Genomic DNA, 22,681 nt, shown 5'->3' on the forward strand with positions numbered 1-22,681 from the left:
GGCCCGACGGGGTCTGACAGCCCCCGCCCCGGCCGGGGCGGGGGCTGTCGTCATCTCTGGGCTCGCAGGACGTCCCGCAGCCAGACGTAGGACGCCTTCGGGGTCCTGGCCAGCGTCTCGTAGTCCACGTGCACCAGGCCGAAGCGGCGCGCGTAGCCCTCCGCCCACTCGAAGTTGTCCAGCAGCGACCACACGAAGTAGCCGCGCACGTCCACGCCCGCCGCCACGGCCCGGTGCAGGGCGCGGAGGTGGCCGTCGAGGTAGGCGATGCGGTCCTGGTCGTCGACGCCCTCGTAACTGCAGCCGTTCTCGGTGATGACGACCGGGGGAAGGCGGTCGCCGTAGCGGTCCCGGAAGGTCGTCAGCAGTTCCGTCAGGCCCTCCGGCACCACCGGCCAGCCGAAGTCGGTGACCGGAACGCCCTCGATCTCCCGCACGGAGAAGGGGAGTTCGGCCGGGACGCGTACCCCGCCGAACTCGATCTCCGCGCCCTGCGGGGCGCCGACCCGCGTCGGGGCGTAGTAGTTGACGCCGTAGAAGTCGAGGGGCTCCGCGATCACCTTCAGGTCGGACCGCACGTCCCCGGGCATCAGCTCGCCCAGGCCCTCCGGGTAGGCGCCCAGCAGGACCGGTTCCGCGAACAGGCGGTTCAGCAGGACGTCGTAGAAGGCCGCGGCCTCGAGGTCGGCCGGCTCCTGGGAGGCGGGCCAGGTCGGGCCGTGGGAGTTGGCGATGCCGATGTCCGTGGCGCCCGCCGCGCGCAACGCCCGGACCGCCAGGCCGTGTGCCAGCAGCTGGTGGTGGGCGGCCGGGAGGGCGTCGAAGAGCAACTGCCTGCCGGGGGCGTGGGTGCCGAGGGCGTGGCCCAGCAGGGTGTGCTCCGCCGGCTCGTTGAGGGTGATCCACTTCTTCACGCGGTCGCCCAGGCGCTCCACGACCACCGACACGTACTCGGCGAAGCGGTACGCCGTGTCCCGTTCCAGCCAGTCCAGCCGGGCCGGCAGGTCCCAGTGGAAGAGGGTCGGGACGGGGCGGACGCCGGCCGTCAGCAGCTCGTCCACCAGTCGGTCGTAGAAGTCCAGTCCGCCGGGGGAGTTCACCCGGGGCCAGGAGACCGAGAAGCGGTACGCGTCCACGCCCAGGCCGGACAGCAGGGCCACGTCCTCGGGGTAGCGGTGATAGTGGTCGCAGGCGACCGCCGCCGTGGAGCCGTCCTTCACCCGCCCGGGCTCGGCCGTGAAGATGTCCCACACGGACGGCTCGCGCTCGTCGGCGGCGCCCTCGATCTGGTGGGCGGAGGTGGACACGCCCCACAGGAAACCGGCCGGGAACCGGGGGATCGGGGTCGCCTCGTCGTGCGGATCAGTCACCATGGGCGAGATCATCCGTACCGCGGGTAACCCAAGTCAACGCCCCGGCCGGAACAGCGCGTCACGCCCCTTCCTTCAGCACCCTGGAGATCAGCTTCCGCTGCTCCCCCGTGAGCCCGGGGTCGGCCGCGTACACCCTCTTCCCGTCCACGGTGATCTCGTAGCTGAAGCCGTCCGGCACCCCGGCGGGGGGCGCGCCCCGGCCGGCGGCGACCGCCTTCTCGGCCAGGGCGTGCCACTCCTGGGCGTCGGGCCGCCCCGAGGTGTCCACCTCGGCACGGCGCTCGATGCCCGCGAACCCGCCCGTGCGCCTCACCTGAATACGCATGGGACCTGTCTAGTACGGAAGTGTCCCGCGCGGGAACACCGGCCTGCCGGATCCGCTTACAGGATCCGCACGCCCACCCGCTCCCATGCCTTCTCCACGGCCTGGAACTCCTCCCCGCCGTCGCCGAAGCGCTCCCGCGCCGCCTTCACCGTCAGCTTGGCGAAGTCGGTGAAGAAGGCCCTCTCCCCGAGCTCCCCGCCGGCGAGGACGTCGTACCAGATCTGTCCCGCCTTCTCCCAGGCGAAGCCGCCGATGGCGGTGGCGGCCAGGTAGAACGCGTGGTTGGGGATGCCGGAGTTGATGTGGACGCCGCCGTTGTCGCGGCCGGTGCGCACGTAGTCGTCCATCGTCGCGGGCTGCGGGTCCTTGCCGAGGACGTCGTCGTCGTAGGCGGTGCCCGGGGCCTTCATGGAGCGCAGGGCCTGGCCGGTGACGCCCGGGGCGAGCAGCTCGGCGCCGATGAGCCAGTCGGCCTCGGCGGCGGTCTGGCCGAGCGTGTACTGCTTGATGAGCGCGCCGAACACGTCGGACATCGACTCGTTGAGCGCGCCCGGCTGTCCGTAGTAGGTGAGGTTCGCCGTGTACTGGGTGACGCCGTGCGCCAGCTCGTGGCCGATCACGTCGACGGAGTTGGTGAAGTCGAGGAAGATCTCGCCGTCCCCGTCGCCGAACACCATCTGCTCGCCGTTCCAGAAGGCGTTGTTGTAGTCCTCGTCGTAGTGGACGGTGGCGTCCAGGGGGAGGCCGTCGCCGTCGATGGAGTGGCGGCCGTAGGCCTTGAGGAAGAGCTCGAAGGTGGCGCCGAGGCCGGCGTAGGCGCGGTTGACCGTGGCGTCGCGGCCCGGGTCCTCGCCCTCGCCGCGGACCTTGGTGCCGGGCAGGGCGGTCCCGTGCCCGGCGTCGTAGATCGTGCGCAGCGGCTGGTCCGACGGCGCCTTCGCCGCCGGAGCCGCGGCCAGGCGGAACTCGGTGGTCACCCGGCGCCGGGAGCGCAGCTCGCCGTCGCGGACCAGGGTGCGCCGGGCGGGACCGGAGAGCGCGGGGTCGTCGTTGCGCGCCAGCCGGTCGAGGACGTGGGGCGGTACGACGGTGCAGAAGACGGGCTCGAAGCCCCCGTGAGTCGTCATGCCCGGCACCCTTGCACTCCGTGATCCACCTGTCACGACGAGCAACCATGATCGGTGAAAAACGGTGACAAAGGGTCCTGTGCAACGCCGCGAGTGGTATACCGCACGTTTTGCCCTGTTCGTCCCGCCGGTCCCGCATACTGGAACAGGTCCGCGTGCCCGATGCGGCTCGGCTACAGTGCGGAGCACTATGCGTTTCGGGCTGCTTCTCCTTAGCTGCCGCGGCGAGGGCCTGTAGTCGAGGCCGACCCCCTCCCCGCGGAGCTTGGCGTTGCGTCGTCGGCCGTCCTTCCGGACACCCTGAGGAGCCACCGCATCATGGCGAACCGCCAGCAGCCCAGCCACATGCCGACCCACAAGTACGGTCAGTACGAGCAGGTCGACCTCCCCGACCGGACCTGGCCGAACCGGCGGATCACCGCCGCTCCCCGCTGGCTCTCCACGGACCTGCGCGACGGCAACCAGGCCCTGATCGACCCGATGTCGCCCGAGCGCAAGCGCCGGATGTTCGACCAGCTGGTCAAGATGGGCTACAAGGAGATCGAGGTCGGCTTCCCGGCCTCCGGCCAGACCGACTTCGACTTCGTGCGCTCGATCATCGAGGAAGAGGGCGCGATCCCGGACGACGTGACGATCTCCGTGCTGACCCAGGCCCGCGAGGACCTGATCGAGCGGACCGTCGAGTCCCTGAAGGGCGCCAGGCGCGCCACGGTCCACCTGTACAACGCGACCGCCCCCGTCTTCCGCCGCGTCGTCTTCCGCGGCTCCAAGGACGACATCAAGCAGATCGCCGTGGACGGCACGCGCCTGGTGATGGAGTACGCGGAGAAGCTGCTGGGCCCGGAGACCGAGTTCGGCTACCAGTACAGCCCCGAGATCTTCACCGACACCGAGCTGGACTTCGCGCTCGAGGTCTGCGAGGCGGTCATGGACGTCTGGCAGCCCGGCCCGGGCCGCGAGATCATCCTCAACCTGCCGGCCACGGTGGAGCGTTCGACGCCGTCCACGCACGCCGACCGCTTCGAGTGGATGGGCCGCAACCTCTCCCGCCGAGAGTACGTCTGCCTGTCCGTCCACCCCCACAACGACCGCGGTACCGCCGTCGCCGCCGCCGAGCTGGCGCTGATGGCCGGCGCCGACCGTGTCGAGGGCTGCCTGTTCGGCCAGGGCGAGCGCACCGGCAACGTCGACCTGGTCACCCTGGGCATGAACCTCTTCTCCCAGGGCGTCGACCCGCAGATCGACTTCTCCGACATCGACGAGATCCGTCGCACGTGGGAGTACTGCAACCAGATGGAGGTCCACCCGCGCCACCCGTACGTGGGCGACCTGGTCTACACGTCCTTCTCCGGCTCCCACCAGGACGCCATCAAGAAGGGCTTCGACGCGATGGAGGCCGACGCGGCCGCCAAGGGCGTCACCGTCGACGACATCGAGTGGGCCGTCCCGTACCTGCCGATCGACCCGAAGGACGTCGGCCGCTCCTACGAGGCCGTCATCCGCGTCAACTCGCAGTCCGGCAAGGGCGGTATCGCGTACGTCCTGAAGAACGACCACAAACTGGACCTGCCGCGCCGGATGCAGATCGAGTTCTCCAAGATCATCCAGGCGAAGACGGACGCCGAGGGCGGCGAGGTCACCCCGAAGGACATCTGGGCGACCTTCCAGGACGAGTACCTGCCCAACCCCGACAACCCGTGGGGCCGCATCCAGGTCCGCACGGGCCAGTCGACCACCGACACGGACGGCGTGGACACGCTGACCGTGGAGGCGACCGTCGACGGCGAGGACACCGTCCTGACCGGCTCCGGCAACGGTCCGATCTCGGCCTTCTTCAACGCCCTGGAGGGCGTGGGCGTCGACGTACGCCTGCTGGACTACCAGGAGCACACGATGAGCGAGGGCGCCTCCGCGCAGGCCGCCTCCTACATCGAGTGCGCCATCGGCGACAAGGTCCTGTGGGGCATCGGCATCGACGCGAACACGACGCGTGCGTCGCTGAAGGCGGTCGTCTCGGCCGTCAACCGCGCGACGCGCTGACCATCCAGACCGGGAGTTTCGAGGCCCCGACCGCCCAACACGGCGGTCGGGGCCCGTCGTTTCTCGGCCATCCTTGCGTGGAGGTCACGGAAAGGTCTCGTCCAGGGTGCTGACTCCGCCTCCGTGATGTGGCTAACATCACGCAGACGTGCGGCGACGGTGCCCCCGGGTATCTCCCGCGCTCGTAAGGCTGTGGGGGAGTTACGGAGGTACGACGTGCTGCCAGGACGGGGACGAGACGGCCGTGCCACCGGGCTTGCCCGCATGCTGGGCACCCGCACCGCGTGGACGTCCGTCGGGGACGGCGAGTTCTTCTGCCCCGGCTGCGGCGGCGACCGCAACTACCAGCGGCTGACCGGCCACCGCCGCTTCACCCTGCTGGGCGTGCCCGTGCTGCCGCGCGGCGCGAGCGGACCGGTCGTCGAGTGCGCGGCCTGCCTGCGCCACTTCGGCACCGACGTCCTCGACCACCCGACCACCACCCGCTTCTCCGCGATGCTCCGCGACGCCGTCCACACCGTCGCCCTCGCGGTCCTGTCCGCGGGCGGCACCTGCGCCCGCACGTCCCTGGAGACGGCGGCCGTGGCCGTGCGCGCGGCCGGCTTCCCCGACTGCACGCGGGAACAGCTCGCCGCCCTCGTCGACGCCCTCGCCGCCGACACCGGCCGCGCCTACGGCGAACCCTGCGCCCCCGGGCTCGCCATAGAGCTCCACGAGGCCCTGGACCCGCTCGCCCCGCACCTCGCGCCGGTCGGCCGCGAGTCGATCCTGCTCCAGGGGGCCCGGATCGCGCTGGCCGACGGGCCGTACACACCGGCGGAGCGGGAGGTGCTGGCCACGGTCGGCGCGGCGCTCACCCTCCGCGCGGACGACGTGACCAGGCTGCTGGCGGCGGCGCGCACGCCGTCGTAGCGCCGCACCGGCCGGCGTCCCGCCCGGTCTCGATACTCCCCGGGGAGTAATCGGCCCGTCCGGCCACCCCGCGCAGTACCCGCCGTCTCGCCCTCCCGCCCGACGATCCGGCCCTCCCGGCCCGGAAGTCTGGAAGCCGCAACCGGACATCCGCGCCGAAGGGAGGGCCCGACTCATGGGGGCCGGGACAACGAAGGGCAAGCGCGCCATCCCCTGGGTGGTGCTCGCGCTGTGGGTGGGCGTGCTGGCGATCGCCTCGCCGTTCGCCGCGAAACTCGCCGACGTGCAGCACGACCGGGTCACCGACTACCTGCCCGCGAACGCCGACTCCACCAGGGCCGCCGAGCTCCAGGAGCAGCTGCCGGGCGGGGAGACCACGGAACTGGTGCTCGTCTACCACCGCGACGGCGGACTGACGGCAGCCGACCGGGCCACGGCGCGGGAACAGGTCACGCGGGTCGCGGGGGAGCACGTGCTGACCGGGACTCCGCGGGGGATCCCGTCCGAGGACGGCACGACCCTCATGTACCCCGTCGCCAGCAACGAGCCCGGCACCGACGAGGAGAAGCGGGACGCCTTCGTCGACGCCGTACGCGACGTCGCCCACGGCGAGGGCGGGCTGACGGTCCAGGTGGGCGGGACGGGGGCGCTCACCACCGACGCGGCCAAGGTCTACGAGTCGCTCGGCGGGCCGCTGCTCTACACCACCGTCGCCGTGGTCGCCGTGCTGCTGATCCTGATCTACCGCAGCCCGGTGCTGTGGCTGGTGCCGCTCGCCGTGGCCGGCGTCGCCGACTACCTGTCCATGGGCGTGGCCTACGGCCTCAACCAGGCCTTCGGCACCACGGTGTCCGGCCAGAGCTCCGGCATCATGACCATCCTCGTCTTCGGCGCCGGCACCGACTACGCCCTGCTGCTCGTCTCCCGCTACCGCGAGGAACTCCGGCGGATCGAGCGGCCCTACGACGCCATGCGGGCCGCCCTGCGCGGCTGCGGGCCCGCCGTGCTCGCCTCCTCCGGGACCGTTGCTGCGGGCCTGCTGTGCCTGCTCGCCGCCGACCTCAACTCCAACCGGGGCATGGGCCCGCTCGGCACCGTCGGCGTGCTGTGCGCGCTGGTGGCGATGCTGACGCTGCTGCCCGCCGTCCTCGTCCTCCTCGGCCGCCGGGTCTTCTGGCCGCTGGTGCCCGCCTACGGCAGCACGCCCAAGGCCCGCCGGTCGCTGTTCGCCGCCATGGGCACCTCCGCCGGCCGTCGTCCGCTGACCGTGCTGGCCGGGGGAGCGGTGCTCCTCGGCGCGCTCGCCCTGGGCGCCCTCAACCTGCCCGGCACGGTCAAGCAGCAGGACTCCTTCGTCGACAGGCCCGAGTCGGTCGCCGCCCTGGAGACCCTGGCCGCGGCCTACCCGGAAAGCTCCGCCCAACCCGTCGACGTGCTCACCCCGGCCGGCCGCGCCGACGCCACCCTCGCCGCGATCCGGGACGTCGAAGGCGTCGACGACGTCCGCGAGGGACGTACCGGAGGAGGCTGGACCGAGATCTCCGTGACCGTGTCCGCGCCACCCCAGTCGGCGGCCGAGACCGCGACCATCGAACGCCTGCGGGAACGCCTCGACGGCTCCTACGTCGGCGGGGCCAGCGCCCAGCAGATCGACCTGGAGGACACCAACGCCCGGGACCGGCTCGTCGTCGTACCGCTCGTCCTGCTCTCGGTGCTGCTGATCCTCGTCGTGCTGCTGCGCTCCCTCGTCGCACCGCTGCTGCTCACCGCCGCCGTGGTCGCGGTGTGGGGCGCCGCGCTCGGCCTCGGCGGACTGCTGTTCGGGCCGGTGTTCGGCTTCGAGGGCACCGATCCCGGACTGGGCCTGCTGTCCTTCGTCTTCCTGGTCGCGCTCGGCGTCGACTACGGCATCTTCCTCATGCACCGCATGCGCGAGGAGTCCCTGCGGGGTGCCGAACCGGCCGCCGCCGCGCTCACCGCACTGCGCACCACCGGCGGGGTCATCGCCTCCGCCGGGCTGGTCCTCGCCGCGACCTTCGCCGTGCTGACCAACATGGGGCTGGTGCAACTGGTCGAGCTGGGCTTCGTGATCGCCGTCGGGGTCCTGCTGGACACCTTCCTCGTCCGCACCTACCTGGTGACCAGCGCGAGCGTGGCGCTCGGACGGAGGGTGTGGTGGCCGGGGCGGCTGTCGCGGGCACCGGAGCCGGAACGGACGCGTGAGCGTGAACCGGTCGGCAGCTGACCCGAGGGCGCCCCTCCCTGCCGGAGGGGCGCCCGCTCGTGCAGGATGGGGGCGGGGGAGAGGGGGAACGGTGCAGCGGTGGGTGGGACATCCGCGCGCGGACGCCTGGTTCGCCGCGGGGCTGGCCGTCGTCGACTCGGTGCTCGCCGTGGCCGTCGTCGACGGGCGCCGGCTCGACGTGCTCGGCTGGACCCTGCTGCTCGCCGCGCATGTGCCGCTCGTGTGGCGCAGGCGCCGCCCGCTGCTCGTCCTGGGCCTGATGATGGCCCTGGTCGCGCCGTACCACGGTCTCGACTACAACCACACCGCACCCATCGCCCCCACCATGGTGGTCCTCTACACCATCGCGGTGACCAGCACGGCCCGCCGCACGCTGACCGTCGGCTCGCTCGTCATCGGGGTGACGCTGACCCTCAACGCGCTCACCAACCTCGACGGGATGGTGGAGTTCCTGCGGATCCTGGGCTGGATCGTCGCCGTCCTGGTCTTCGGCGGCTACATCCGCGTCCACCGCGAGAACGCCGCCGCCGCCCTGGAACGAGCGCTGCGCGCCGAACGCACCCGCGAGGAGGAGGCCCGCCGCCGCGTCGCCGAGGAGCGCCTGCGCATCGCCCGCGACCTGCACGACCTGCTCGCGCACACCATCACCCTCATCGGCGTGCAGACCTCCGTCGCCGCGCACGTCCTGGCCGCCGACCCCGACCGCCTCGACCGCACGGCCGTGGCCCAGGCCCTCGACGACATCGCCGAGACCTGCCGCAGCGCCCGCGGTGAACTCCGGACGACGCTGGAGGTGCTCCGCGACCCCGGCGCGCCCGAGATCCGCGGCCCGCTTCCCGGCCTGCACGGCCTGCCGGACCTCGCCGAGACCGCCCGGGCGACGGGCGCCGCGGTCGAGCTGTCGGTACGGCACGGCGACGTACCGCCCGCGGTCGGCGCGGCCGCCTACCGGATCGTGCAGGAGGCCCTCACCAACGCCGTACGGCACGGTGGACGGGACGATCTGGACGTGCGGGTGCTCGTGCGCGAGGAGGACGGCGCCCTGCGGGTGACCGTCGCCGACGACGGGGCCGGCACCGGGGCCCAGGCGCCCGGGTTCGGGCTGGTCGGCATGCGGGAGCGGGCCCGCAGCGTGGGCGGCACGCTGGAGGCGGGGCCGCGGGAGGGGAAGGGCTTCGAGGTGAGCGCCGTACTGCCCATGGGGGAGAAACGATGAGTCCGATCCGGGTGCTGCTCGCCGACGACCAGACGCTGGTGCGCGCCGCGTTCGCGATGCTCGTCGCGTCGGCACCGGACATGGAGGTCGTCGGGCAGGCCGGCACGGGGCGGGAGGCCGTCGAGCTGGCCCGGGCCGAGCGCGCCGACCTGGTCGTGATGGACGTCCGCATGCCCGACCTCGACGGCATCGAGGCGACCCGGCTGATCGCCGCCGACGAGGACCTCGCCGGGGTGCGGGTGCTGGTGCTGACCACGTACGACACCGACGAGAACATCGTCGAGGCGCTGCGCGCGGGCGCCTCCGGGTTCCTGGTGAAGGACACCCGGCCCGCCGACCTCCTCGACGCCATCCGCACGGTCGCCGCCGGTGAGGCGCTGCTGTCGCCCGGACCGACCGCCCGGCTGATCGCCCGGTTCCTGCGCAGCCCCCTCGCGCCGACCGCCACCGGCGGGCCCGAGTGCCTGTCCGAGCGGGAGCGCGAGGTGCTCGCCCTGGTCGCGCGCGGCCTCACCAACACCGAGATCGCCGAGACGCTGGGCCTCAGCCCGCTCACCGCGAAGACCCACGTCAGCCGCATCATGGGCAAACTGGGCGCACGGGACCGGGCGCAACTGGTCATCGTCGCCTACGAGTCGGGGCTGGTGTCCCCGGGGAAGGGCGGGTGATCCGCCCGATCCCCGAGCGCACCCACCCGCCGCGGCGGGCGGCCGGTCCCGGGCCGGCCACCGGTTCGGTACCGACCGCACACGCAGCAGGGCCCGCGAGCGGCTGGTGGCCGCCCGTCGGAGCCCGGCGTCCGCCGCGGACCGGCCGTCGTGCGTCAGAGGAGCCCGGCCTCGATCAGGTGGCCCTGTACCCGCTCCACCTCGCCCGGGGACAGCGGGATCTGGGGCTCCGCGGTCGCCGGGCAGGTGATCACGCCCAGGAGGTGCAGCGCCGCCTTGAACGCGCCGATCGCCGCCGAACCGGCGCCCATCCGGGCCGGATCGCCGGCGCGGACGATGCCGAACAGGGCGCACAGCCGCTCCTGTTCGGCCCGCGCGAGCTCCGCCTCGCCGGTCCTGCAGAGGCGGTCGAGGCGGACGTAGCCGTGCGGGTCGACGTTGGCGAGACCGGGCACCGCCCCGTCCGCGCCCAGCGCGAGCGCCGCGTCGACGATCAGCTCGGAGCCGGTCAGCGCGCTGAAGCCGGGGTGCGCCCGGGTGCCGGTCACGACCTCCCGGAAGCCCGCCAGGTCACCGCTGGAGTCCTTCAGCCCGGCCAGTACGCCGTCCGCGGCCAGTTCCACGACGACGTCGGCGGGGAGCTTGGTGTGGACGGCGGCCGGCAGGTCGTAGGCCAGGACGGGGACCGGGCTCGCGGCGGCGACCAGACGGTAGTGGCGGGCGATCTCCGCCGGATGGGTACGGGCGTAGAACGGGGAGATCACCACCACCGCGTCCGCGCCCGCCCCCGTGACGGACGCGACCTGGTCCAGCACCCGGGGCGTCGTCATGTCGATCGCCCCGGCCAGCACCGGGAGCTGACCGCCGACGTGCGCCACGGTCGCCTCCACGACCAGCCGGCGCTGCCGGTCCGTCAGATACGCCGCCTCCGACGTCGTACCGAGCACGAACAGCCCGTGCGCCCCGCCCGCCACGACGTGGTCGACCAGCCGCAGCAGCGAGTCCACGTCCACCTCCCGCTCCGGGGTCAGGGGCGTGCAGAGGGGCGGGACGACACCGGTCAGCGGGACGGGGAACGGCATGGGGACTCCCTGGTGCGGCGGTGGTGTACGGGCTGCCAGGGAAGTGTTCCCCGCCCCTGTGCCGATGCGTGCCAGGGAAGGGTACGCGCGCAACTTGGCCAGCCCCTTCGACGCCTGGCTCTTGACCGTGCCGGGCGAGCAGCCGAGCACCTCGGCCAGCTCCGCCTCGGACAGGTCCTCCCAGTACCGCAGCACCACCACCGCCCGCTGCTTGGCGGGCAGCAGGGCCAGCCCCGCGAGCAGGGAGCCGCGCTCCTCCACCTGCCCGACCGCCTCGTCGCGCTCCGGCGTCTCGGGCGGCGCCGCGGTCAGCGCCTCGGCGACGCGCCGCTTGCGGAACCGGTCGCTGTTGCAGCTGACCAGCATCCGGCGGACGTACGCCTCCGGACTGTCGCTGCGCACGATCCGCCGCCAGGACCGGTACGCCTTGGCCAGTGCCGTCTGGGTCAGGTCCTCCGCGTGGTGGGCGTCGCCCGTGAGCAGATACGCGGTGCGGACCAGCCGCGACCACTGCGCCCTGACGAACTCCTGGAACCGGGCCTCAAGTTCGGCCTGCATCAAGCTCCCTCCTCGCCCTCCAGACCACCGGCCGGGCGGAATCGGTTGCCCGGGAATCGCGGACGGGTTCGAATGGGGCCATGGAGAGGGAACCGGAGCACGGGCGGGCGGAGCGACGGGAGCGGGAAGAGCGGGGGGAGTGGGCCTGGCGGCCGGACGCGCCCGGCATCCTGGCCTTGCCGTCCGGGCGGATGGTGCGCGGGCGCGGCCTGCGCCGGCCCCTCGACCCGACGGCGCCCGGCCCCGCGTACGGCCTCTACCTGCTCGGCTCCCCGCCCCCGCCGGTCTCCTGGCAGGCGCGGTGGATCCGCTGGCCCGACTTCCGGCTCCCCGCCGACCGCGCGGACGCGCGGACGGCGCTCGTCGAGGCCTGGCGGCGGGCGGCGTTCGAGCGTGTGGAGGTCGCCTGCGGCGGAGGACGCGGCCGGACGGGGACGGCGCTGGCCTGTCTGGCGGTGCTGGACGGCGTACCGGCCGGTGAGGCGGTCGCGTTCGTACGCCGGCACTACGACCGGCACGCCGTGGAGACGCCCTGGCAGCGGGGCTACGTACGGAGGTTCGCCCGGGAGGGCGTCGCCGGCGTCACAGGGTGAGCGTCATCAGCAGGCGGTGCGCGTCGGGCCCGAAGTAGTCCTTGCGGGGGCCGCCGGGGTCCGGCGCGAAGCCCAGGGACTCGTAGAGCGCGACGGCCGTGTCGTTGCCCGGTTCCACGGACAGCGAGACGGAGTGGACGCCCTCCGCGCGCAGATGCGTCAGGATGTGCGTCATCAGCTGCCGTCCGAGGCCCTGGCCGCGCAGGTCCGGGGCGATGCCGAGACTGAGGATCCAGCTCCGCGCCGCGTTCGGCGGGGTCGACAGCACATAGCCGCCCAGGTCCTCGCCGTCCTCCACCACGAACACGAAGTCCGGGAAGGAGGCCAGGAGCTGGCGCAGCACGAAGTACGGGTACGGGTCGGCCGGGAAGGCCTCCGCGTCGAGACGGACGATATGGGGGAGGTCCTCCTCCGTGGCCGCTCGGATCCGTAAGCGCCTTTCTCCGGACACCTGGCTCACCGTCGAACCGGCGGCCGACGGAAAACGATCTCCGGGAAGAGGAGTCATACCGTCCCCTTGTGAAGGATCGACAAAGTGAATGGCTGGGGTGCTGCGTCTTGTGCGATATGCATACCTGATCGTCCATCATTGCCCGGTGCATCCACACCTTCAAGACCCCCGCGTACTGCTAGGCTGAACCAATGACCTCGGGATCGCCCACAGCTGACGTAAAGAATGCCGATGTGCCCTGGGACGCCTTCGATCCCGACGAGTACATCAAGCGCAATTACATCGAGATCCAGCCAGTGGACAGGGAGATCCTCTCCCGGGTGCGCGACCACTTCCGTGATCATTTCCAAGGGCGCGCGGGCCGCGTGGCCGCCGGTATCGACGTCGGCGCCGGGCCCAATCTCTATCCCGCCCTCGCCATGCTGCCCTGGTGCGACCGGGTCACCCTCCTGGAGCGGTCCGCGAGGAACCTCGACTACCTCGACAGCCAGCTCGCCGGCTACGACGCGAACTGGGACCAGTTCTGGGACGTCCTGCGCGAACAGCCGGAATACGCCGACCTCGGCATGGACCCCAGGGCGCGGTTCAAGGAAGCCGTCGGAAAACCCGTGGCGGGCAGTCTCTTCGACCTGTGCGGCAAGGACGAACGCTGGGATCTCGGCACCATGTTCTTCGTCGCCGAGTCCATCACCACCTCGCTCGAAGAATTCCGCCGGGGCGTGGGCTGTTTCATGAGCGCGCTGAATCCGGGTTCCCCCTTCGCCGCCGCCTTCATGGAGCATTCCGAGGGATATCGCGTCGGGTCCCACGAATTCCCGGCCCGCGATATCGACGCGAAAGAGGTGCGCTCCGTGCTGAAGGATTACACGGAGGGTGTCACGATCCACCGCATGGCCAATCCCAAACAACTGGTGCGCACCGGATACACGGGAATGATCCTGGCCTGCGGGCGACGGAAAGTCTGACTCCTGATCCGTTCTTATCCGTGGTGACGGGCCTGTGCGAGGGGAATGGGCATGCAGATCAAGCCGAGACAGAATCTGCTCGAAGTGTGGCAGGCCATCGCCCGCCATTCCTTCGACGACGGTGAATGGGACTGGGGCGAATGGGGCGGCCGCAGCAGCGTCGCCGACGCGGAGCGTTTGCTGTGCCTGCTGTACCCCGCCACCGAAATCGCCGCGTTCCGTCTCGACGACCCCGACACCACCCAGCGGGACGTGGAGAGGTCGCTGAGGAGCGCCGGCGACTCCAGTGAGATCCCCGGGAACCTCGTCAAGGTCCTCGCCGACTTCATGGAGAAGCACCGCGGCGAGGAGAGCCCCACCTTCTCCGGCGGCCACTACTTCGCCGCCGAGGACTCCCAGCAGGAACTCGCCAAGGAACAGCGGAACCTGGGGGTGGTCGACTCCTACTCCATGTCGGTCACCCTGTGCCTGGCCACCCTCGGCTTCCTCAAGGTCTACCGGGGCAAGACCCAGCGTGCGAGCACCCTCGCCCAGATCGACCGGCTCCGGGAGGCCACCAGCGCCCGGCTGACCGCCGCCATGGTGAACCTGCTGCGCTCCTTCACCGTCAACGTGGTCGACATCTCCTCCGACCAGGGGCAGGCCCTCACCCGCCTGCTCGGCCAGGGCCGGCTCTCCGAACGGCAGGTCCTGCACCGCTTCCAGGACCGCTTCAGGGCCCTGCGCGCCGTCATCAGCGAGAGCGTCACCCTCGGCCTCGACGGTGACGTCACGGACGAACTGCGCAACGAGAACCGCCTGTTCGAGTGCGGCTGGGCCTGGAGCGTGGTGAAGGGCGCCCCCGAGATCGAGGTGGAACCGCAGACCGCCGAGGGCATCGGGAAGCAGCCCGCGGGCGTCGCCCACCCCACGCCGTACCTCTACTTCACCGTGGTCGCCCTCGACGGCATCCCCGACCTGTTCTCCGAGCGCACGCTCGTCCTCGGTCTGCTCACCGCCGAGCAGCAGAAACTGGCCGACGCGCTCCGGCTGCGCTGGGAGATCACCCAGCAGTACTGGTCGGCCATCGCCCGCTTCGGCGACGGCACCTGGCCGCTGGAGGAGATCCCCTGGCGCACCACCCTCCAGCAACTGGAGTCGGAGTACTTCTCCCTCTCCGTCGCCTCCATCCTCGTGCACGACCTGGTCCGCCGCCGCGCCACCGACGACGACCTCACCCGCACCGTCAAGGTCATGGAACGCCTCGCCGAACGCGGCCGCATCACCAGCGGCATGACCCGCGACGACCCCGCGATCGTCCTGCACGACCCCGGCGTCACCCTGCCGCTGCTGGGCAGCGAGGCCCTCGGCCCCGCCATGAAGTGGACGATGACGGACTTCTCCGCGCAGCTGCTCAAGCGGACCATCCAGCTCTGCTCGCTGTCACGGAACATCGCCTCCCAGGACCGGCTGCTGCGGCTCGCCGAGGACATCCTCGACCACCTCTGGCAGCGCCGGATCACCGAGGGCGACGGCGTCGGCCTGTGGGACAACGTGCACGCCGCCTACCCCGAGACACCGAAGCGCCAGGGCCCCCTGTCCTGGTCCGTCACCGAGCGCGTCACCGAGTGCATGGTCGCCGCGCACGCCCTCTACGACCAGCCGCCGATCCGCAGCTCCGAACTCTCCCTGCTGGCCAGGGCACTGATCAGCGAGGCGGCCCACCTCTTCGGCAAGGAGCAGATGGAACAGCCCGCCCCCGCCCCCAAGAGCCCCCAGGGCGAGGAGATCAAGGGAATCGAGGCGGACCTGCGCCGCGCCCGCCTCCTGGTCGACGAACAGCCCGGCACCGCCTACGCGCTCGCCCTCGGCATCCTCACCCGTCTGGACACCCTCGCCCGGGCCCGCGGCGACTCCGGGTCCCGGGGGGTGTGAGACGTGCTCGTCTTCGCCGCCTCCGACAAGGGGGGCACCGGCCGCTCCGTCACCAGCGCCAACCTCGCCTACCACCGCGCGCTGGACGGGGACGACGTCTGCTACCTGGACTTCGACTTCGGCTCGCCCACCGCGGCCGCCGTGTTCGACCTGCCCGACGTCCTCGGCGAGGCCGAGGGCCGCGGCCTGCACTCGTACCTCAAGGGCAAGACCGGCGAACCCCTCCGGGTCGACGTCTGGGCCCGCACCGAACACCCCCACCTGCGCAGCAGGCCCGGCGGATCGGGGCGGCTGGTGCTCCTTCCCGGGGACCGCACCGGCGGCGAGTTCGTCACCGACGAGGAGAACCTGCACCGGTGCGTGGACCTCGTCCTGCGCCTGAAGCGCGAATTCGACGTCATCATCGTCGACTTGAGCGCCGGACGCAGTTATGCGATGGACCTCGCGCTCGCCGCCACCTCACCGCGCGGAGGGCTCGGCCGCCTGAAAACCCGTTGGCTGGTGTATCACCGCTGGACCCGTCAGCACGTGATGGCGGCCGCCGAACTCGTGTACGGGAAACAGGGCATTGTGCAGGCCGGAATCGCCATGGGCCACGACTCCGACGCGCTTTCCGCCGCGATCCGCTTCGTACGGGCCGCCGTGCCGAATCTCGAGTCGCCGCTGTGGTCGCAGGTTTCGCCCGCCCAGTACGCGTGGATGCGGCAGTGCGACACCCAGCTGGAGGAAATCGCGGCGGGCCGCGGTATCGGCAAGACCCGGGTGCTGTCCGCGATTCCGCTGGAACCCGTCCTGCAGTGGCAGGAACGGCTCATCACCGACGAGGACGTGCACGACCGCCGGATCGCCAACGTCGAGACCTGGCAGAAGATGGGCGAACTCGCACAGCGCCTCACCGACGACAAGTACTGGGGGCAGCTGTGAGCGGACCGGAAACCGTCTTCCGGGAGACCAGCGCGCAGCCACGCACGGAATCCGTTCCCTTCTCCCATCTCTCCCTGGAATTAGGGCACTTGTACATGGAGGACTTCGTCGAGGGCCCCGACCGGCTGCGCCGCCACTTCGCGGCCGTACGGCCCTGGGTGGAGGCCGCCCGGGCCGGCGTCGGCCCGCTGCCGGCCGGCAGGCGCCCCCGGATCAGCACCTGCTTCCTGATCGACGACTACTTCAGCCGCCTGTCCACCCCGGCCGAACTGATACCCCCGCTGCTGGAGGCGGCCGCGCAGGCCGGCCTGACCATCGACTACCTGGCCCGTGAGTCCGGCTGCGCCGTCGCCGAGCCCGGCCGGCGGGACCGCGCCGAACTCGCCGAGTCCGTCCTGCACCGGCTGGTGGAGTCCCCGCCGCCCGGCAGCAACGGCTTCCGCCCGCCCGTCAGCCGCACCGGCTGGCTCACCAACGGCCGGCGCGCCCCCACCCACCGCACCTCCTCCGCACTGGAGTCCGCCGGCGGCGTCTGGGAGCCCCCGAGCGAGACCGGCGCCCGCGGCCACTCCGTCTTCATGGACGTCGAACTGTGGAGCGGACCCGAGGACGAACGCACCTGGTCCTGCGCCTTCCTCGCCGCCGTGTGGCAGCTCGTCCGGCTGGGGCTGCTGCGCGACAACGGCCGCGCGGTGCTCACCCCCGCCCCGTGGGACGCCAAGGAGTTCCCGGCCGAGTGGGACGCCCTGCCGCCCGTCGTCCGCCTCAACCCGCTGGCCGCGCCCTTCACCGCGTACGCCACGTGCAGCATCCTCCCGGCCCGGTTCCTGCCCGTGGAGCACGCCGTACGCGTCATCCTCGACCAGGTCCACGTCGAGGCCGAGGCGTTGCGGCAGGTCGGCGAGCGCTCCTCCGGCGAGGGCTTCCCCGTGCCCGCGGGCGTCGTGGACCGCACCTCCTACGTCTTCCCGCCGGGGCTGTGACATGGGCGCCCCGGAGAGGACCACCGACGACCTCCTCGCCTGCGGGGAGGTCCGCACCTGCCTGCTGCCCACCCGGGACGCGGTGGACGAACAGGTCGCCGAACGGCTGCTCAGGCTGCGCGCCGACGAACGCGTCCGGCTCTCCCGGCGCCCCAACCGGTACGCCGTCTCCCCGGACGTCCTCACCGGCGTCGACTGCCGGCTGCCCACCGCGGGCGGCGCCAAGGTCCGCGCGGTCGGCACGGTGACCGCCCGGGCGGCCCTCGTCGAGGGCCGGGTGCTCCAGGCCACCGCCCACTTCTCCGTCCCCGCCGCCGGCCCCGACCGGCGCCGCCCCTGGGGCTACTACCTGGTACGGCCCGGCGTCCTGGTCCCCGTCGGCAGAGTGTCCCCCCGAGCCGTGGCGGAGGGGTTTCTGACGCGTCAGGAGCAGGGCGAGCTGGACGTCGGATCCATCGCCGAGGGCCAGCTGTCGAGGATCTCCCGCCTGCTGCTGGACTCCTTCGACCCGCCGCTCACCACGATCGACACCCGGGTCCGCTGGGCCGCGTCACCCGACTCCGGCGGCGCGGAGCCGCCCCTGCGCTTCACCGTCGCCGACGACGGACTGCGCACCCTGGACCTACGGCTGCCGCCCGGCACCACGCCGGCCGCGGCAGCCGCGCTGTGCGAGGACCTCGCCCTGCACGACTGGCTGCTGACCACCGTCGTCGACAAGCTCGACGGCCTGCGGCTCGGCTCCGCGGACGGCAGGGCCGCGCTGAAGGTCCTGCGCCCGCTCGTCGACCACCTGCTGCACCTGTGGCTGCCCAAGGCCCGCGTCGAGCGGTCCCTGGAGGCCCTGTGGGACGTGCTCGAGCGGGAGCCCGGCTTCAGCCGCCAGTGGGAGACCCAGGTGCGGCGCGTCCGCGACCAGCTGCTGCTGCAGGCGATCCTCACCCAGCGCGACGCCCTCGGCGCCCCGCTGACGGCGTCCTGAAGACATCCGTGCGACGTCCTGTCGCTCCAGTCCACGCACGATCCCGACGGGGGGAGAAAGAGAGATGAGCGCACCCACGAACTCCTTCAGGAACGGTCCGCAGCGGCCCGACAGTGACGCAGCCCGGCAACTGACGCTGAAACTGCTGGTCACCGTCGTGGTGGGCGGTGTGGTCTACGTCCTGACCAACGTCCTGCTGCCGAAGGAGGAGGGTCCCTGGCAACTGGTGCTGTCGGTGCTGTGCGGCGGCACGGTGCTGATCGTGCAGTTCATGGCGTCGTTCGTGAACCAGCTGGGCGAGCTGAAAGACGTGGTGGAGAAGCGCTTCGCCGACATAGGCGAGGCCACCAAGCTCTTCAACGAGGTGGAGAAACTGCGCGGTGACGGAGTGCCCCGGCTCGCCGAACACGCCACGAAGGTGGTGTCCATGGGGCCCGACATCCTCCACGAGTTCGCACACGAGGAGATCAACCGCCTCGCCGGCCAGATGGAGGAACTGACCAAGCTCAGCGCCGAGTGCCCCGGGGAGAACCACGACTGGCTCATCAACCTCACCAAGGGCACCAGGGAGAGCCTCGACGCCGTGAGCACGACCGTCGTCGACGACGGCTTCTGGACCAGTGAGCCGGCCGGCCGCTACCTCACCGAACAGGGGCGGGCGATCGACGAACGACGCGTCACGATCAGGCGCGTGTTCATCATGAAGGAGGGCCAGGACCACGACTCCCTCGCCTCCCTCGCCGCGGTCTGCAAGGAGCAGGGGGAGAGGGGCATCGAGGTCCGGGTGGTGCGCCAGGAGAGGATCGCGCGCCGGCTCGGCCCCGGCACGATGATCGACTTCATCGTCTTCGACCGGGCCATGTCCTACGAGATCAAGGCGGACCAGAGGGAAGCGATCTCGTCGACCACGGTGAACGCCAACCCGGACCGGGTCGAGACCCTGATCCGGCGGTTCAACACGGTGTGGGACGCCGCCCGGAAGCCGGAGGACGAGCCCGCACTGAGCGGCCTGCTGGACGACATGGCCGACGGCGTCCCCGTGCTCACCAACGGGACCGACCCGGACGCCGTGTGACGCGACCGGGCCGGGCCCGTCACCGGTGGCTCAGCCGAGGGTCTCGGCCAGCAGCGCGGCGGTCTCGACGATCAGGTCGTGGTCGTAGGCCGCGTCGCGGTCCGGCTTGACGAGCTGGACCACCAGGACCACCGGGGCGCCCTCCGGCGTCCAGGCGATCCCGGCGTCGTTGTTCGCGCCGTACCAGCCGCCGCCGGTCTTGTCGGCGAGCGTCCACGTCGGCGGCAGGCCCTTGCGGAAGCGGTTGACGCTCGTCTCGTTGGCGAGCATCCAGTCCGTCAGCCGCCGCCGGTCACCGGCCTCCAGCGCGCCGCCCAGCACCAGCCGGGCGTAGGAGCGGCCGATCGCGTACGGACTCGTGGTGTCCGTCACCTGCCACGGCTCGGCCGAGTTCAGGTCCGGCTCCCAGCGGTCGAGCCGGGTGACGCGGTCGCCGATCGAGCGGGCGAAGCGGGTGATCGCCCGCGGGCCGCCCAGCTCCCGCAGGAGCAGGTTCCCGGCCGTGTTGTCACTGCGGCAGATGGCCGCCTCGCACAGCTCGGCGACCGTCATGCCGTCGGCCACGTGCTCCTCGGTGACCGGGGAGTTCTCCACCAGGGCGTCGGCCGTGTAGTGGACGCGACGGGCCAGCACCTCGCCGTCCCGGTCCAGGTCGCGCAGGACGGCGGCCGCCGCGAGGACCTTGAACAGGGAGCAGACCGGGAAGCGCTCGTCGGCCCGGTGGCGCACCGAGCGCCGGGTGCGGACGTTGTGGGCGAAGACGCCGAGGCGGGCGCCGTGCCGCTCCTCCAGCGCGCGCAGGCGAGCGGTGACGCCGTCCGCGGTGGCGTGCGCGGATCCGCTCGCGAGCCCGGTCAGCAGGCCGGCCGCGGTGACGCCGCCGGCCGTGAGGAGGGTGCGGCGGGCCGGGGCCGAGCCCCTGCCGGAGGCCGGGGAAAGGGCGGTACCGGGGGCCGGGGACGAGGCCGGGGTGGGACGGAAGCCTAAGATCGTTCTCTCCTTCGCTCGGGTGCGGTGGTCCGCGGGGCGATCTTCGGGGACCCCTCGGTGAGGGACGCCCGCCCCCGCCGTCCGGTTGCGAACAACAGCGGTGTCGTCAGCAGCAGCACGCCCGCGAGAGCGATGGCGGCACGGGGGCCCGTGAAGGCCGCCAGGACACCCCACAGGGCCGTCAGGGCCGCGACGGAGGCCTTGCTGGAGACCGACCACGCCGACAGCGTGCGGGTGACCCGGTCCGCCGGGGTCAGCTCCAGCCGGGACGTCGCCATGACCGGGTTGTAGACGCCCATGCAGGTGATCAGCCCGAACTCGACGGCCATGACGAGCGCCAGCCCGCCGGCGCCCGGCCCGACGAACGCCAGCCCGAGCGGCCAGCACACGCGCAGGGTCCCCACCACGCGCAGGACCCGGCGCCGCCCGTACCGGATGACCAGCCTGGGGGCCAGCCGGGAACCGATCAGCCCGCCGGAGCAGGGGACGGCGAAGGCGAGGCCGTACTGCCAGGGCGCGAAGCCGAGCGGACCCAGCATCAGGACGGCCAGCGGCGGCGACGCGGCCATGATCAGACCGTTGACCAGGACCGTGTTCAGGAACAGCGGGCGCAGGGTGCGGTGGGTGAGGAGATGGCGCCAGCCCTCCAGCAGGTCGCCGGCCCGCAGCCGGCCCGTGGCGCCCTCGCGCACCGGACGCGCCTCGCGTCCGCGGACCGCGCACAGGCCCGCCGCCGACAGCAGATGGCTGACCGCGTCCGTCGCCACCGTCACCACCGGTCCGAACAGGCCGACCACGGCCCCGCCGAGCGGCGGCCCGAGCATGGTGGCGGTCCAGGTCGTCGACTCGAAGCGGCCGTTCGCGACCAGCAGGTCCTCGGGCGGCACCAGTGCCTTCAGGAAGGCGCCGCTCGCCGCCGTGAACGTGATGTCGGCCGCCGCGACGACGACCGACACCAGCAGCAACTGCCCGATCCCGAGCCCGCCGAGCGCGAAGGCCGCCGGGACGCTCAGCAGGGCCGCGCACCGCACCAGGTCCGCCGCGACCATCACCGGCCGCTTGCGGCGGAACTCCACCCACGGCCCCAGCGGCACGGCCAGCAGCGCCCCCACCGCGGGCCCCACGGCCGCCAGCGCCGCCACCTCGGCCGGTCCGGCGTGCAGCACCAGGACCGCGATCAGCGCGAACGCGTCGAACGCCAGCCGCGTCCCGAACGCGCTGACCGCGTACGCGCCCCACAGCCACCCGAACGACCGCCCCAGCGCACGCCTCGCCACCGCACCTCCTCCGGCCAGGAACCGGGCGAGCGTAGCGGGTGCCGGGACAGGGCCCCCTCCGGGTAGGCGAGAATGGGCCCATGAGTCTGTTCCGCGACGACGGCGTCCCGCTGCGCACCCGGAGGCCGGGTGAGGCGCACCGCGTCATGCCGCGTCACCGCGCGGGACACGGCATGACGCGGCGGCCGTGCCACGGGCCGCACCCCCGTCCGAAGACCCGGGGCGGTGCGCGATGAGCCTCTTCCGGGACGACGGCGTCGTCCTGCGGACCCAGAAGCTCGGCGAAGCGGACCGGATCATCACCCTGCTCACCCGCGGCCACGGCCGGGTGCGGGCCGTCGCCCGGGGTGTGCGGCGGACCAAGTCGAAGTTCGGCGCCCGGCTCGAACCCTTCTCCCACGTCGACGTGCAGTTCTTCGCCCGGGGGAGCGAACTGGTCGGGCGGGGACTGCCGCTGTGCACCCAGAGCGAGACCATCGCGCCGTACGGCGGCGGGATCGTCAGCGACTACGCCCGCTACACCGCGGGCACGGCCATGCTGGAGACGGCCGAGCGCTTCACCGACCACGAGGGCGAGCCGGCCGTGCAGCAGTACCTGCTGCTCGTCGGGGCGCTCAGGACCCTCGCCCGCGGTGAGCACGCGCCCCACCTCGTCCTCGACGCCTTCCTGCTGCGCTCCCTCGCCGTCAACGGGTACGCGCCCAGCTTCGGCGACTGCGCGAAGTGCGGCATGCCGGGACCGAACCGTTTCTTCTCGGTGGCCTCCGGGGGCTCCGTGTGCGCCGACTGCCGGGTCCCCGGCAGTGTCGTACCGTCGCCGCGGACGCTGGAGCTCCTCGGCGCGCTGCTCACGGGAGACTGGGAGACGGCGGACGCGTGCGAGGCACGGTACGTCCGGGAGGGCAGCGGGCTGGTGTCCGCCTACCTGCACTGGCATCTGGAGCGCGGCCTGCGCTCCCTTCGGTACGTGGAAAAGTAAGCAGC

20 protein-coding genes and 1 pseudogene are annotated in these 22,681 nt (G+C 72.2%); 13 read left to right on the top strand and 8 right to left on the bottom strand.

Features of this window, described 5'->3' with window-relative positions:
- Window positions 1-50: 50 nt before the first annotated feature.
- From ACIHAR_RS03785 to ACIHAR_RS03795, 3 genes are read right to left on the bottom strand one after another with little or no spacing between them, the layout of a single operon-like run.
- Complete coding sequence (locus ACIHAR_RS03785) at window positions 51-1,373, bottom strand: GH1 family beta-glucosidase (protein WP_365454295.1); 1,323 nt, start codon at window positions 1,371-1,373, stop codon at window positions 51-53.
- Window positions 1,374-1,431: 58 nt separating this feature from the next.
- Complete coding sequence (locus ACIHAR_RS03790; RefSeq protein WP_365454298.1) at window positions 1,432-1,698, bottom strand: protealysin inhibitor emfourin; 267 nt, start codon at window positions 1,696-1,698, stop codon at window positions 1,432-1,434.
- 56 nt (window positions 1,699-1,754) lie between these two features.
- Window positions 1,755-2,825 carry a M4 family metallopeptidase gene (locus ACIHAR_RS03795; RefSeq protein ID WP_365454301.1) on the bottom strand — a complete coding sequence of 357 codons (1,071 nt, stop codon included), beginning with the start codon at window positions 2,823-2,825 and terminating at the stop codon, window positions 1,755-1,757.
- 318 nt (window positions 2,826-3,143) lie between these two features.
- Here ACIHAR_RS03795 and leuA point away from each other — a divergent pair, with 318 nt between their 5' ends.
- The 5 genes from leuA (at window position 3,144) to ACIHAR_RS03820 (ending at window position 9,906) form a co-directional block, all read left to right on the top strand.
- Window positions 3,144-4,865 carry a 2-isopropylmalate synthase gene (gene leuA, locus ACIHAR_RS03800; RefSeq protein ID WP_365454304.1) on the top strand — a complete coding sequence of 574 codons (1,722 nt, stop codon included), beginning with the start codon at window positions 3,144-3,146 and terminating at the stop codon, window positions 4,863-4,865.
- A gap of 216 nt (window positions 4,866-5,081) precedes the next feature.
- Window positions 5,082-5,777 (top strand): TerB family tellurite resistance protein, encoded by a 696-nt coding sequence (locus ACIHAR_RS03805; RefSeq protein WP_365454307.1) that lies wholly within the window; start codon window positions 5,082-5,084, stop codon window positions 5,775-5,777.
- A 175-nt stretch (window positions 5,778-5,952) separates the two neighbouring features.
- Entirely contained in the window at window positions 5,953-8,022 is a 2,070-nt protein-coding gene (locus tag ACIHAR_RS03810) for an MMPL family transporter (protein WP_400016632.1), read from the top strand.
- 82 nt (window positions 8,023-8,104) lie between these two features.
- Window positions 8,105-9,238, top strand: a complete 1,134-nt coding sequence (locus ACIHAR_RS03815) for a histidine kinase (RefSeq protein ID WP_365454313.1) — start codon at window positions 8,105-8,107, stop codon at window positions 9,236-9,238.
- Complete coding sequence (locus ACIHAR_RS03820; protein WP_365454316.1) at window positions 9,235-9,906, top strand: response regulator transcription factor; 672 nt, start codon at window positions 9,235-9,237, stop codon at window positions 9,904-9,906. The genes ACIHAR_RS03815 and ACIHAR_RS03820 overlap by 4 nt, the downstream gene beginning before the upstream one ends.
- 155 nt (window positions 9,907-10,061) lie before the next feature.
- Here the strand turns inward: ACIHAR_RS03820 and ACIHAR_RS03825 are convergent, their stop codons facing one another.
- Together ACIHAR_RS03825 and ACIHAR_RS03830 are read right to left on the bottom strand one after the other, a co-directional pair.
- Complete coding sequence (locus ACIHAR_RS03825; RefSeq protein ID WP_365455145.1) at window positions 10,062-10,988, bottom strand: dihydrodipicolinate synthase family protein; 927 nt, start codon at window positions 10,986-10,988, stop codon at window positions 10,062-10,064.
- 93 nt (window positions 10,989-11,081) lie between these two features.
- Window positions 11,082-11,546: pseudogene (locus ACIHAR_RS03830) on the bottom strand (SigE family RNA polymerase sigma factor); the annotation flags it as partial.
- 191 nt (window positions 11,547-11,737) lie between these two features.
- Between ACIHAR_RS03830 and ACIHAR_RS03835 the strand changes: the two are divergent.
- The gene (locus ACIHAR_RS03835; RefSeq protein ID WP_365455148.1) at window positions 11,738-12,139 is read left to right on the top strand and encodes a protein phosphatase; all 402 of its coding nucleotides are present in this window, start codon (window positions 11,738-11,740) and stop codon (window positions 12,137-12,139) included.
- Here the strand turns inward: ACIHAR_RS03835 and ACIHAR_RS03840 are convergent.
- Window positions 12,129-12,590: an N-acetyltransferase gene (locus ACIHAR_RS03840; RefSeq protein WP_365454319.1), complete on the bottom strand. Its 462-nt coding sequence runs from the start codon at window positions 12,588-12,590 to the stop codon at window positions 12,129-12,131. The genes ACIHAR_RS03835 and ACIHAR_RS03840 overlap by 11 nt on opposite strands.
- A gap of 233 nt (window positions 12,591-12,823) precedes the next feature.
- On the opposite strand from ACIHAR_RS03840, the gene ACIHAR_RS03845 reads away from it, so the two are divergent.
- The 6 genes from ACIHAR_RS03845 (at window position 12,824) to ACIHAR_RS03870 (ending at window position 19,430) form a co-directional block, all read left to right on the top strand.
- Window positions 12,824-13,555, top strand: coding sequence for an SCO2525 family SAM-dependent methyltransferase (locus ACIHAR_RS03845; protein WP_400016639.1), 732 nt, complete (start codon window positions 12,824-12,826; stop codon window positions 13,553-13,555).
- A gap of 51 nt (window positions 13,556-13,606) precedes the next feature.
- A complete protein-coding gene (locus ACIHAR_RS03850) occupies window positions 13,607-15,469 on the top strand; it encodes an SCO2524 family protein (RefSeq protein ID WP_365454325.1) in 1,863 nt (620 codons plus the stop codon).
- 3 nt (window positions 15,470-15,472) lie between these two features.
- On the top strand, window positions 15,473-16,393 hold the full coding sequence (locus ACIHAR_RS03855; RefSeq protein WP_365454328.1) for an SCO2523 family variant P-loop protein: 921 nt from the start codon (window positions 15,473-15,475) through the stop codon (window positions 16,391-16,393).
- Complete coding sequence (locus ACIHAR_RS03860) at window positions 16,390-17,376, top strand: SCO2522 family protein (protein WP_365454331.1); 987 nt, start codon at window positions 16,390-16,392, stop codon at window positions 17,374-17,376. Before ACIHAR_RS03855 ends, ACIHAR_RS03860 begins: the two co-directional genes overlap by 4 nt.
- A gap of 1 nt (window position 17,377) precedes the next feature.
- Window positions 17,378-18,355 (top strand): SCO2521 family protein, encoded by a 978-nt coding sequence (locus ACIHAR_RS03865; protein ID WP_400016641.1) that lies wholly within the window; start codon window positions 17,378-17,380, stop codon window positions 18,353-18,355.
- A 64-nt stretch (window positions 18,356-18,419) separates the two neighbouring features.
- Window positions 18,420-19,430, top strand: a complete 1,011-nt coding sequence (locus ACIHAR_RS03870) for a DUF6879 family protein (protein WP_365454337.1) — start codon at window positions 18,420-18,422, stop codon at window positions 19,428-19,430.
- A gap of 30 nt (window positions 19,431-19,460) precedes the next feature.
- Here the strand turns inward: ACIHAR_RS03870 and bla are convergent, their stop codons facing one another.
- Together bla and ACIHAR_RS03880 are read right to left on the bottom strand one after the other, a co-directional pair.
- Entirely contained in the window at window positions 19,461-20,291 is an 831-nt protein-coding gene (gene bla / locus ACIHAR_RS03875) for a class A beta-lactamase (protein ID WP_400016956.1), read from the bottom strand.
- A 122-nt stretch (window positions 20,292-20,413) separates the two neighbouring features.
- Window positions 20,414-21,697, bottom strand: coding sequence for an MFS transporter (locus ACIHAR_RS03880; RefSeq protein WP_365454340.1), 1,284 nt, complete (start codon window positions 21,695-21,697; stop codon window positions 20,414-20,416).
- 232 nt (window positions 21,698-21,929) lie between these two features.
- Here ACIHAR_RS03880 and recO point away from each other — a divergent pair, with 232 nt between their 5' ends.
- On the top strand, window positions 21,930-22,676 hold the full coding sequence (gene recO / locus ACIHAR_RS03885; protein ID WP_365454343.1) for a DNA repair protein RecO: 747 nt from the start codon (window positions 21,930-21,932) through the stop codon (window positions 22,674-22,676).
- Window positions 22,677-22,681 lie beyond the last annotated feature (5 nt).

Origin of the sequence: Streptomyces sp. NPDC052016 (assembly GCF_044548445.1) — a bacterium.
Lineage (GTDB): Bacteria > Actinomycetota > Actinomycetes > Streptomycetales > Streptomycetaceae > Streptomyces.